This is a genomic window from Pedobacter gandavensis, assembly GCF_032678465.1.
Lineage (GTDB): Bacteria > Bacteroidota > Bacteroidia > Sphingobacteriales > Sphingobacteriaceae > Pedobacter > Pedobacter gandavensis_B.
The window spans coordinates 144,030-156,929 of sequence record NZ_JAVTSK010000009.1; the positions used below are offsets into that span (position 1 = coordinate 144,030).

The 12,900-nt window shown below is 40.4% G+C and carries 10 protein-coding genes and 1 tRNA gene; 1 reads left to right on the forward strand and 10 read right to left on the reverse strand.

Annotation, left to right across the window (positions count from 1 at the left end):
• Positions 1-13: 13 nt before the first annotated feature.
• The 5 genes from R2Q94_RS16815 to R2Q94_RS16835 form a co-directional block, all read right to left on the reverse strand.
• Entirely contained in the window at positions 14-3,496 is a 3,483-nt protein-coding gene (locus R2Q94_RS16815; protein ID WP_316822631.1) for a SusC/RagA family TonB-linked outer membrane protein, read from the reverse strand.
• Positions 3,497-3,665: 169 nt separating this feature from the next.
• Positions 3,666-4,802: a FecR family protein gene (locus R2Q94_RS16820; protein WP_316822632.1), complete on the reverse strand. Its 1,137-nt coding sequence runs from the start codon at positions 4,800-4,802 to the stop codon at positions 3,666-3,668.
• Between the two features lie 76 nt (positions 4,803-4,878).
• The gene (locus tag R2Q94_RS16825) at positions 4,879-5,448 is read right to left on the reverse strand and encodes an RNA polymerase sigma-70 factor (protein ID WP_316822633.1); all 570 of its coding nucleotides are present in this window, start codon (positions 5,446-5,448) and stop codon (positions 4,879-4,881) included.
• Between the two features lie 145 nt (positions 5,449-5,593).
• Positions 5,594-5,860 (reverse strand): hypothetical protein, encoded by a 267-nt coding sequence (locus R2Q94_RS16830; protein ID WP_316822634.1) that lies wholly within the window; start codon positions 5,858-5,860, stop codon positions 5,594-5,596.
• Between the two features lie 94 nt (positions 5,861-5,954).
• A complete protein-coding gene (locus tag R2Q94_RS16835) occupies positions 5,955-6,464 on the reverse strand; it encodes a hypothetical protein (RefSeq protein WP_316822635.1) in 510 nt (169 codons plus the stop codon).
• Between the two features lie 237 nt (positions 6,465-6,701).
• Between R2Q94_RS16835 and R2Q94_RS16840 the strand changes: the two genes are divergently transcribed.
• Positions 6,702-6,788, forward strand: a tRNA-Ser gene (locus tag R2Q94_RS16840).
• Between the two features lie 182 nt (positions 6,789-6,970).
• Here the strand turns inward: R2Q94_RS16840 and R2Q94_RS16845 are convergent.
• From R2Q94_RS16845 to R2Q94_RS16865, 5 genes are all read right to left on the reverse strand, one after another.
• A complete protein-coding gene (locus tag R2Q94_RS16845) occupies positions 6,971-7,102 on the reverse strand; it encodes a hypothetical protein (protein ID WP_316822636.1) in 132 nt (43 codons plus the stop codon).
• Between the two features lie 129 nt (positions 7,103-7,231).
• Positions 7,232-7,975: a response regulator transcription factor gene (locus tag R2Q94_RS16850; protein ID WP_316822637.1), complete on the reverse strand. Its 744-nt coding sequence runs from the start codon at positions 7,973-7,975 to the stop codon at positions 7,232-7,234.
• A 4-nt stretch (positions 7,976-7,979) separates the two neighbouring features.
• Positions 7,980-9,083 (reverse strand): sensor histidine kinase, encoded by a 1,104-nt coding sequence (locus R2Q94_RS16855; protein ID WP_316822638.1) that lies wholly within the window; start codon positions 9,081-9,083, stop codon positions 7,980-7,982.
• A gap of 18 nt (positions 9,084-9,101) precedes the next feature.
• Complete coding sequence (locus R2Q94_RS16860) at positions 9,102-12,161, reverse strand: lantibiotic dehydratase (RefSeq protein ID WP_316822639.1); 3,060 nt, start codon at positions 12,159-12,161, stop codon at positions 9,102-9,104.
• Positions 12,162-12,166: 5 nt separating this feature from the next.
• The gene (locus R2Q94_RS16865) at positions 12,167-12,892 is read right to left on the reverse strand and encodes a hypothetical protein (protein WP_316822640.1); all 726 of its coding nucleotides are present in this window, start codon (positions 12,890-12,892) and stop codon (positions 12,167-12,169) included.
• Positions 12,893-12,900: the final 8 nt, after the last annotated feature.

The following is a 12,900-nucleotide window of genomic DNA, read 5'->3' on the forward strand; positions in this document are numbered from 1 at the left end:
ATTCTAATGGTGATTAAAATGTGGCTCTAACGCCTAAAGTGAATTTTCTAGGTAAAGGATATCCATTACCATTATAAATACCCAGGGCGTCTACAGCCTCTACATCCGGTAGGTTTGATTTCTGGAACGTGTATACGTTATCAATAATCCCATAAACCTGTAAAGCGCTCAGGCTTGCTCTTTTTAGCCATTCTGGTTTGAATCTATATCCCAGGTTAATGTATTTAATCCGGGCATAACTTCCATCTTCCATATAGGCAGAAGAGAAGGTGTTGAATTGGTAATAATAAGGCTTGTAAGGATTGATATCCGCATAAGCAGCGTTATCACCAGGATTGCGCCAGATCGAAAGCTTACTCAGGTCGATTAAACCCTGACCATAGAAATTACCGATCTGCTTGTAATTGGTTAAAAGGGAAGCCACATAGGTATTGTAAACATCTCTACCCAGGGAGAATGAGGTAAATACCTCTAAAGAGAAGTTCTTATAAGTAAAAGTATTACTGAAACCACCGGTTACTTTAGGATTTGGATCTCCGGTTCTCACCAGGTCATTTCTATCCCAAACATCATAATCTCCGTTTTGGTCGATCCAACGGTAAGTACCTGGTCCGGCAATGACTGAACCATCCCAATAAGTAATGAGGTTACCGGTTCTAGGATTAAAAGGCACATCTGCAGCCGTTGAGTATACTCCATTTGATTTCACCTGATAAAATTCATTAATCGGGCGTCCTTTAGAAAGGATATAAGTCGTACCATTATAGTCAATCACGATATCTCTGTTTCCATCAGGAAGTTTAGTGATTTGATTTTTATTGAAAGACATGATCAAACGTGGATTCCACTGGAAGCTTTTTTCTGGTGAAAACACTCTGCCGGAAAGGGTAAACTCCAGACCTACGTTTCTTACCCCTACAGAGTTGGTAAACACCTGATCGTAACCACTGGTTACTGGTTGCTTAAGATTGAAGAAAATATCCTTTGTATTTCGGTTGTACACATCTGCTACCAACTGAATTCTGTTGTTGAAGAAATCTGCATCGATACCAATATTCCCCTGTAATGCCCTTTCCCAGGTCAGGTTATCCTGCGTAACGGAATTTGGATTGTGGTTAATAATGGTTGTACCATTATAGGTATAAGTTGAACCACCAGGCTGTAGACTTCCCTCACCAACCAGATAAGAGTTATAAGGCGCATAGAAATCATCTGGCAAGTTACCACTGACACCAAAACTACCCCTGATTTTCAGCATACTCAGCCATGATTTTGTTTTGGTCATGAAAGACTCGTCAGACAAGATCCAACCCGCAGAAACTGCCGGGAAATACGCCCAACGGTTGTTCTTACCGAAGCGTGAAGAAGCATCACTTCTTAAGGATGCAGAAAACAGGTATTTCGATTTATAGTCATAGTTTACACGGCCAAAGAAAGACAACAGCCCTGCCTGTTTATTACTGGAACGGGTGTAATTCTTATCAAAATCACCAGGTTTAATTGCATTTACAGTAGTTATAGAGTTATTTCCTACTCCAAACCCACCAACTCCGGTATATCCGACATTGATATAATTGACCGTGTTACCGATTAAAAAGTTAAGGTGGTGGCTATCCTGAATGTTCAGGTTATAAATCAACATATTATCAATGTTGTAATTCTGCAATTTAGAATTCATCGAGTAGCTGTAGAAAACACCATCAGCATCCAATGCACTTGGCCTGAAAAGGTCACGTGTAGAGCTCGAAAGCAACATGGAACCCTGACTCGTAAACTTTAGACTTGGTGTAAAATTATAGTTCAATGTGATACTGGTTGCCACATCATCATTGATATTTTTATCTTTTGCCAGGTCATATTGACCCATAAAATTAAGGCTATCCGCATGACTCAACTGGTACAGGGAGGATGGAAAGGCGCCACTATTGATGGGCAAAGGATTGGTATAATCGGCATTTGGATTTGGAATCACCCCTCTACCTCTTGACCTATCGGTTCTCGACACACGGAATGAAAGGTCAACATTCAATTTTGGCGTCATTTTATAGCCCATGCTTGCCGCCAGATTATAACGTTTAAAGCCTGTTGCTTTCACGATTCCTTCTTCATTATAGTAGTTACCACTCAGACGGTAGCTTACATTTTCACTTCCTCCGTATACCGAAGCATCCGCATTATAGATCTTTGCCGTCTGGAAGAAAAGTCCCTGCCAGTCTGTTTTATTATTGAAAGCCGGGTTCAAACTATCTGTTAACAATAGCGGAAGAGTAGACAGTTGTTCGTAGTTGCCTAAAGAAGTGAGGTAATTCATTTTATACCTGCGTTCTTCAGCCCCTACGTAATAGATTTCACTGTTTGCACGCATGGAAAGACCGGTATAAAAATTCGCATTTACCTGTGGTTTCTCCCCAATTTTTCCTCTTTTCGTTTTGACCACTACTACCCCATTTGCACCTCTGGATCCATAAATAGAGGCTGAAGCCGCATCTTTTAACACGTCAATACTTTCGATATCATTTGGATTGATCCCTGCAATAAAATTGGTTTGCGTAACATCAGAAAAACTAGAGATGTCATCATAGGAAACAGGAACACCATCAATGATAAAAAGCGGGCTACTTAAAGCATTCACGGTACTTACAGTTCTGCTCATTGCCGTATTACCACGAACGGTGAAGGTAGGTCTGCTACCAGGTTCACCAGAATAGTTCTGGATGTTTACCCCGGCAACTTTTCCTTGTAACAACTGATCAAAACTTGGGGAAGGTAAGTTTTCAATTTCTTTTGCGGTAACGGTGGATACCGCAGCGGTAGAAGTACGGCGGGATACCGTCTGATAACCGATTACTACGGCATCCTTCAATAGATTTGGATTAGGTTCCAATTTAATGTTGAACACTTTTTGAGTACCTACTTTTAAGGTTTTGCTGATATAACCAACAAAGGAAACAGAAATAGAAGATTCCGGACCTGCAACATTGAGCTTAAATTCACCTTTATTATTGGTTTGCGCCGAATTGGTGGTTCCCTGTTCTTTCACCGAAGCTCCTGGTAAAGGTTGCCCGGTTTCGTCCAATACCCTACCGGAGATCGGTTCTGCTACTATTAATTGGGGTTTCGTTTGTAGTTTGGCTTTTACTTTTTCCTGAACAATTAAAGTTTTAGTATCTAAAGAATATTCAAAAGGCTGATCTTTAAAACATAAATCCAGCGCATCTTCCATTCCTGCGTTTTTCACGTTGATGGAAACTGGTTTAGCGGTGGATATATCAGTTGCGATAAACACCAGGTCGTAACCTGTTTGTTTGGTGATCGACTTCAGCACCTTTTCAAGGGTTACATTATTCTCTGAAAGGGTAACTTTTTTTTGTGCGAGAGTAGAAGCATTCACCTGAAACATGATCAATAGCAGCAATGCCAGAGAAAGTTTCATGGTTAAAAGAATTTTATTTTTCACATAGGAATCCCTATACGAATTTAAGTCGTACAATTTCATACATTTGGTAAGTTTGGGTTCAGGATAAAGAGAACAACTTCCAGGTTCCCTCTTTATCTCGTTAGGTTGATAACTTTGTTAAATACAATGTATTAAAGAAGACGGCCCATTACTATACTCCAGGGGCGCGTCAACGCTCCTGGTTATTTATGAACCAGCCAAAGTAGAGTTAAGGCATAGCTATAATCCTCCTTCCTTCAATCTTAAATTTAATTTTTCTGGTTAGCTGAAGTACCCTTAGTACTTCTGAAAGGCTTTTTGAACGGGAGATGGTTCCTCCTATTTTAATATTATCAAATGATCCTTCGGAGCTGATGTCTACGTCATACCAGCGTTCCAGCTGACGAAGTACAGTAGCGACCTCTTCTTTTTCGAATATGAAGAAACCATTTTTCCAGCCTACTGCCTGTGAGACATCCACCTCTTCCACATCAATACCATTTCCTGTTAATACCCCTTGTTGTCCAGGCTTTAACAGCTTTGAGGTTTTTGTGTTTTTTGAATTCAGCTTAATACTACCTTCTAACAAGGTGGTGATCGTAGCGGATTGATCGGCATAAGCATTCACATTAAAATGTGTCCCCAAAACCTCCACTTCCTGATTCTTACTCCATACTTTAAAAGATTTCCCTTTGCTTTTTGCGACTTCAAAATAGGCCTGACCGGTTAATTCTACCTTACGTTCATTACCTGCAAAAACTACCGGGTATTTTAAAGAGGATTCTGCATCTAACCAAACTAGACTGCCATCAGGCAATACGATCTGGAATTTTCCTGCACTTGGTGTTTCTATAATATTGTATGCTGTGCTTTCCTCTTGTTGGTTAGACTTTAGTTTTGGTTCAGAAGTATATACAATTTGTCCGTCTTCAGATTTAGAAATCCGCAGTCCGGATTGAACGGCTATTTCTCCGCTTTTGATATCTGTTAAGCTAATCTTAGAACCATCAGAAAGGGTGAGCATCGCTTTATCACCACCAGGTTTTATCTCTGTTTCTGTGCTTTGTGCATATTTTTCAATTTTCTTGTCGGGACGGTAAAAATAAAACAGAACCGATAAGCTGAATACCACCAGGGCAGCAGCTGATATACGATACCATAGCATCAAACGATTCGGTTCCTGAACCAAATGTTCCAATGTACCCTCGATGCCATGTATATCGGCCTCCAATTCAGCTTCCGTTAATTGTTTAGCATTACCGGGGTCATATTTCACATACCAGCGCTCTACAAAAGCTTTTTCTTCTTCTGTACATTCATTCGCGAGGTACTTACTGACCAGTTCTTTTAGTTTGGCACTTTGCATAGGGAAAGGATTAGCACTTAATTATAACAAAGACAGTTAACTCGGCCGGGGGGCCCAGATGACCAGAAAAAATAATTTAAAAAAGAAAGACGGTAAAGATATTTTCCATTTTGACCCTTAAAACTTTCAAAGCACTATTGATCTGGTTCTTCACTGTTTTTTCAGATAGATTCAGTTGTGATGCTATTTCTTTTCGGGATAGGTTATTCTTACGACTCAGCTCAAAGACTTCTCTCATCTTTAAAGGAAGACATGATATTTCCTTTTCAATCAATGAGGCAAGCTCCTTTTCCCTGACCAGATGATCTGTTGCCGATACAAACTCATTGCTATTGATCTCCTGTTGGGAAACATAAATGGAGGCTACACGTTTATGAGAAATGGTATTCAAAACCCTATTTCTAACGGCAGAATAGAGGTATCCTGCCAGGTTGGTATCAATTGCAATTTCTTGTCGTTTAACCCATAATACTGTAAATAACTCCTGAATTGCATCTCTGGCTTCCTCACGATCCTGAAGTTTAGCATAAGCATGGCTATATAAAATTCCGGTATATCTTTTATAGATTTCGGTATAGGCAGCCCTATTGCCCAACCTCAACAAAGCCATGAGCTCTGAATCTGAATGCTTATTATACAATAACATGTTAATCAATCCCCCTCAACTAATGTAACATTTTTCATACTACTTTTTATTTATCAAAATAAAAAACAGCAACTTAACTTTTATTTAGCGGGACAGTTCCTCTTTTTTATCAATTTTTGATAGTAAACGAACTTTCCAGTGCTGGTCAGCCTTTAACGAGCTTTCTATCCATTCTCTCCAACTGAAAGTTTCGTCTTTTTTTAATATTGACTTCTCTTAATGTAGCTTCAACGTTGTCCTTAAGCAGTTTTAAACTACTTCGTTCTCCGGAGGTTAAATTAAATTCCTGCCGGAAAGGCTGTCGGCGGTTTATCCTGCCTTCAATTGTATATGCTTTTGCTTCTCCAGCTTGCTGATCTGGATGTCCTATAGCAGTCAATAAAGAAACATTCACTGTATCTCTGCCATCCAAAACACTTAGTTTTGCGCCATCTTTGTGTACTTCAGCTCAACTGAACGTCCACTTTGATCATAAGTACGAAGAATTAATTTATTCACAACACCTTTTAAATACACCCCACCTTCTGGATAAAAGATAGAAAATAATTAGCCAGTACAGCTGCTCGTGTTCTTGCACTTTGTTGCAAAATTGGCAGCGTTTTAAAATAGCCCATTTCCCTATTTTTAGCAATTAGAGTCGTATAAGCATTAAGGTTGAGCTCAGACTCAGCATAGTTTGATGGAATTACAAACTGAGATGGAGTAATGCCCTTTGCAACCAGGTAGACGTTATGTTCCAAAATTGAGCCCTGGGTATTTCCCCAATCAATATATAAATTCCTAACTGATTGATCTAATATGCCCTCATTTATAACATAGCCCTTAAACCAAATGGGCTCTCCAGGAAAATAAGCGCCTTTATCTGTATGCAAGAAAATAGCAGGGAGAACTTGAGCATATATTTTTCCGGAAAATATCGAGCCTAAAAATATTAAAGTAACTGACAACAAAAAAGATCTAAGCATATCGCCTAAACTGAGCGTGTTTATAGAGACATTTAAAGATATTATTTCCATTGAATGCCTGTTATGCTGTATCGTAGCAAAAATCACATATAGTTTCTAAGAAAAAGAACCCAAATAAGGGCATAGAAACAATAAAAGCCTAGGATCGGCGCATTAGAGCAACCCTTTTTGCTTAAGATAGTCAAAAGATCAAAAATAAATCTTCTCATTTTTAGCGCTTTACCAATACTTCATCAAATAAAGTGAATCATAATTTGCAGAACCGACTGGAGTTCGTACTTTTGTGCCGGAGAGTTGGCAGAGTGGTCGATTGCGGCAGTCTTGAAAACTGTTGACTTGTCAAAGGGTCCGCGGGTTCGAATCCCCCACTCTCCGCTGAAATGGTCATCAAAACCATGCCGAAAGCCTGGAATCGCAAGATTTCAGGCTTTTCTGTTTTCAGGGAGCAGCTGAAATACACCTATATTTCCATATTTTTTTGTCGCATTCGGTGAGTACCTGGAGTTAAAAAAAAGCCCCTGTAAACGAATATACAAGGGCATTCTCTTTTAAATCTGTTAAGCCCCAATAATTTCGGTTGTCGTAAACAAGGTAGTTGTCGAAGCATTTTTATTGGACTTTGCACCAGCAATTTGCTTGGCAGGTTTGAAAACAATTTGTTTTTTGATTACTAATTTAACATTTCCCATATAATTACGATTAATTTCTATTTAAATTAGAAATTCCAAGAATAAGAACCTTAAAACTTAGACGAAACATGCCATATATTCGACATAATTACTAAAATCGCTGTTGTCCATCAGCATTTTACACCTAATTTAAAATTGCTCTTTAAATTCAGACTTCAACATTTCCCAGTAGGTATTCCCGATAACAATACGTTCATCCAGTTTGAGCTCAGTCTCCAGGTGCATGTCCTGAATAGATCTGATCGCAGTTCTTCTGACGATACATGATCTGTTCACCCTGATAAACTGAGGAGGAACCAAGATAGCTTCCAGCCTGGACATGGTGATATGGACAATTACCTTGCGCTCTTTTAAGAAGATCTCCATATAATCCTTCAGCGCCTTTACCATCACAATGTCTTCCACACAGAGCTGTACCAGTTTCTTCCCTTCTTTCACGAAAATATGGTTTCTGGTATCTCCTGCAGGGTGGTTCTTTGTCAACACATCAGATTCAAAGGCAGCGGAGCCTTTAATCAACTTAAAATAATCGAAGCTTTTATTGGCCGCTTTCAGAAATCGCTCAAATGGAATTGGTTTTAACAGGTAATCGATGACATCCATATTAAACCCTTCGATTGCAAAATGCGGGTATGCAGTGGTCAATACGATGCAAGCATGCTGGTTCTTCAATATTTTAAGCATTTCGAGTCCAGTCATCTCCGGCATCTGCACGTCTAAAAACACAAGATCCGGCTTCATTATTTTGATATCAGTCAGTGCTTCGATGGCATTATCACATTTCTTTACCAGCTTTAAATAGGGAACCATCCCAACGAATTTCTCGATGATGTCCTGTGCGATAGGCTCATCATCTACTATAATAACGTTCATCTGTTCAATCATCGATTCTGAGTGTTAATTTTACTTCATAGATCTCCATCGTATCCTTAATGCTCAGGTCGTAACGTCCTGGGTATTCCAGGTCCAATCTTCTTCTTACATTAGCAAGACCGACACCTATTTCTTTTATGACCTTAACAACGGAATTTATTGGTTTGTTATTTTCTATTGTAAAAGTTACGACATTCTGCTCGGATCTCAAAACAATTTTCACCCATGAATAATTTACATTTGCATTTATCCCATGTTTAAATGCATTTTCAATAAAATTAACGATTAGAAGCGGTTTGATTTTCTGCTGCTTATCAGCTATATGATCAAAATTATAATCAATTTTCACTCTTTCATCCTTATGCCTCATCTGCTCCAGATTGATATAGTCTGTCAGGAATGATACTTCTCTTTCCAGCGTAACGGTTCCTTTACTACTTTCATACAAGGAAAACCGGAGCAGGTCAGAAAGTTTGATGATAGACTGACTCGCCTTTTCGTTTTCAATGACCAGACCATAGATGTTATTGAGGGTATTGAACAAAAAATGAGGTTGAATTTGAGAACGCAGAAAATTAACCTCCATTACATTCTTTTCCCTGATCAGGGCTAATCTATCTTGGTTGGTTTCATAATAATTCTTCGCGAATTTCAAGAAAAAGGCCAGAATATTATAGAACAGGACTAAAGATACAAACCATAAAAAAGCCCTATAGCTGAACACATCCCAGATATTGTGGACATAGTACAACTCGCTTTGTCTCTTTAAAAGCTTCATCTCAGGAAATGTCTTAGCCAGGAATTCCAGAGGCATTATGGTGAAAATAGAAGAGAAAATATAGACGATCAGCAGGTGTAAAGGCACGATCCATGGTTTCTTCTCCAGCAGGGGCAGCGTAAAATAAGAAAGAAAATAATGGTTACAGATAATCACCAATACCACTAGAAAGGTGTAGATCAGCACAGTATAGGAAATATATTCTACCCCAAACAAGCTTTTGCAAATCACCAGAAGCAAGGAGAACACCAGAGTCCACAATAGAAAATGCATTGCAATTCTTGATTGCCGGTTGGGATAAATAGAAAATTTAGCGTTGTTGCTACTCATTTGCTGCCCTTATTCATTTTACACTAAACTGTGGTTAGTCCTCGTTTTATAATATTTTGCACAAAAAGAATAGACATAATATTCCATCAGGCGTTGCTCTGTTTTGAACCATCGGTTGATACTCATATGAATATAACTCGCCAGGTTCTCTCTTGAAAGATCCGATTTTTTAAGGCCACGGCCAAGAAACAGTTCATTAATTTCTGATCCCTGCATATACTGATTGATTTCCATTCTTAATTCCCGGTACTGTTGGGCGATCTTAATCTTGCATTCATTGCCGAACTCCTTCAGAAAAACATTTGCCATTTGCTCCGTAAAAAGCATTTTTTCGTGGAGATCCAGGTCAAACAATTCCAGCCAGCTGTCTATATTCTTCAGCGCAGCAAATAACCGAATGTGCTCATATTGCAGGAATGTCCCGGCAGCCAGCAGCTGCAGGTATAGCTGACTGTCCTCGAAGAATAGGTATTCAGTAGTCACAATATTCGATGGCCCGTACCGCTCCAATTCACGCTGATAGGTATCCAGCTGCACCTTCCAGATCGTACGGTTCACAAGATAAGGTTCCAACGCTTGATTGATATATTCGATCACTTCAGCGAAATCATTCTTTTGATAGTTATTCAGATGGATCCGGTAACGGATATGATAATTCGGATCATTATAACGAATGAAAAAGAACTGATCGGACAGCTGCCGGCTAAGCAAGTATTCAGAAACTGGCCGGATTAGTCCTTCCAGAATCTCGTCCGACAGGTGGGCACCACAGTAAAACTTAAAATAGATCCACTCACTTCCAGGCGGAAAACTACGCTTAACAGAAGTGGCGGTTTCAAAGTCGGCCAAATCAGGATGATTTTCATCCTTGTCACTTATTTTATATAAAGGCAACACATATTGGTTTACCCATCGCTTTTGCTGATCCCGGGCATCAAAGTGTAACCATTCTATAAACCTCAGAGGTCTATTTTTCTTCAGCTCAACAATTAGTATTTCCAGGTAACTATCCTCATTCAGGTCAAAGAAAAGTTCATTATCCCCCTCAGTTAGGGCAAAGAAACGCGGCAAATCCCAGCTTTGAAGAAAGTTCCTCAGTGCTGCTGCGGGATTATCCTGAAGGAGTACTGCTCCATAGTCTTCAGGCTTAAAATGCCAGGAGGCTAGTGCCAGGATCACACTTCCATAAGTTATCCTCGGAAAAAACTTCCTCCCTTTTGACCAATGCCCCAAACTGATGTTTATACCTGTTTTACCCTGATGCTGTAAAGCACACAAGAGCTGATAAGCAGAAAGGTCGCTGCCTGTATAATTATGGGCACATGACAGGCGCGGAATTACTCTCTTATTCAGACTTTTAGACCGCAGCACCACCTGATCGTATTGAACGGAAATCATCAGGTCGTTAATTGGAATCACATGATCAGCGTCAAGTCCGGGTTCTGACAGAAAAGGAATCTCAAAGTGGTTTAAATTCAACCTGCGTATTACATTGCCGACCTTTCCTTCTGGTAAATGTACAATTTCTGCCAGAATAGCATCTCCAGACAAACGGCTGTCCTCCTCTGCGATCTTTTTGCATAGCGCTTCAATGTCTTCATTTAAATAAGCAAAACGACCAATTAAACTATTTGCCGTTGCACCGCCAGCACTGTTCCATAACAGTTTTCCATCTGGTAAGCTAGAGAAAAGGATGGACATTGTACCAGACAACTGATCCATCTTATCCGAGAAAGCCGAAAGTTCATTTGAGCGGAGCACTATACCTTTCCGATCGGACCGTCTAATCTGACCTGCCTTGTGCTGCAAAAACTCGTGCCATTTTTGAGTCGGCTCTGATTTCTGCAAGCTTGAAAGTGGCTTAACCTCCTCCATATATGGATGATGTGCAACATTCCCAATGGGCTGGGAAACCGGAAAACCAATCCCCATTTCCATGTCACTCACTTCAGCGAAGGGAATTTCCTGGGTTTCGTACTTCTCTATAAAAGTCTTTTTGAACTCTTTGAGTCTTTGTTCATGCACGCTGCTCTTTGAGGTAAACAGACTCAGTACTCTGGTCGCTTCCAGCAGTTCTGCAACGATCTCGCTGCTGACAGGAACACCTGAGGTTTCAGGTCTGAACAGGTCGGCCTGCAGGAACACCTCCCCCTCTACTTCAATACCCAGGCTTGCCAGCTGTTCGCTTAGCCAGGCGATCTTTTCAAAGGGCAGTGACCCCAGCTCCACAGCCTCAAATTCAGTGATCATGTTTGTCAGCGCAATGATGAGCTCCAGGTATTTGCGGCAGCTTGGCTCCTTTAATGCCAAGGGATTAAAGAAAGTACTGAGTTTTAGCAGCTGGTCTTTTTCTGTTACGCCCAATTCAATTTCTGCAACTAAAAACTGGCTTTGAATGAGTTCCTGTACAAAATCATATTTCTCCTGTTGGCTGGCCACCTCTCCAATCAGGGCAAAAATATCTTCCCTGCTCCTCATCTCCAGCTGACATGCCTGCAAAATATCGTCCAATACCTCCGTCCTTTCAATTGAACTCAGCTGATATTCCCTTTGTCCATTTTTAAGTAGATATTCGAGGTAGCGATAACTGCCCTGAACCTGATATAAAGAAGAATTAGCACGATAATGGAGGTGGGGAATAACAGCTTCGTCAAGTTTGATATGGTCAACCAGTTGTCCCAGCACCCTCATATCCAGCCTTACTTTTCTTTCCGGAGCCATTGGGATGGTACTGCTGTATGAAACCGAAGCATTCCCATCAATGATATCCGCGACCGCACATCCGGCAAACAAGCCATAAGGGGTTGCCCTGCTGCCGGCTCTGATGATATATTTCTTTAGCGCATGGAGGAACTTACTTTCCTTCTTTCCAGCCTTCAATAAACCTTGTTTATATTGTAAGGACAAATGGTAAATATCGGGAGAGGCCCAGTAAAGGGTTTCCATAAAGCAGGGATCATTCAATTTAACCGCAATAAGCCGGTTAAAATCAAAACCTTGCTGATCTTCCTTTTTGATCAGATCCTCATAACTCAATAACGGGGTTCTTACAATTACTTTTCCAAAATTTTTATACATCAATTTTATAATAAACTTCCAAAGATCCGCTCGAATATGCTTCTGTCATTCAACAAGATCTCACCATCCCCTTGCATCGTTGGTAAGATCGGCAGTTCTGTACGGTTAGAAGTAATGAGCTTGGCACTGGCGAGTTTCACATAACCCTGGTGCAGATCATTTAACTGCACCGGTAAGATGGAGGAAATGGTGCCCTCCAAAAAGCCATACTGGTTATTTGGATAGTCATACAGGTCGATCTTTACCTGCTGTCCCACTCTCACATTGCCTGCTCCTTTACTACCATAATTGATCTTAATGTCGAAACTTGAAGTTTTGGGTACTACCCATATTACATAGTCCAGCGTATTCTTATTGTCAATGCCATTTGAAATATAGATCTTTCCGGCCATTGGGGTAATCACAGGGTACTTCAACCCAGTTTTTGTATCACTTCGTACCAGCAGGGTATCTCCTTTAACCACCATTTGACCCTCGCCTACCAGCAGTTTAAATTCCTGACTTGCATCTACGCGCCTGACGGTCACTTTTCCGGGCTGCTGTTTTGCCTGCAACAGAACTTTTGCAGCGATAATATCCGGATAACGCACATAACGGATGATCACTATACCAATGATGGCTACGCTGAACAGCACGCATATGCCCCAGCGGACAATCCAATGAGGAACCTGCCCAATGATTTCCTCCATTTCATTACTTCGTATTTCTAATGGCTGTTGATTGTGTGGCATATCATTTT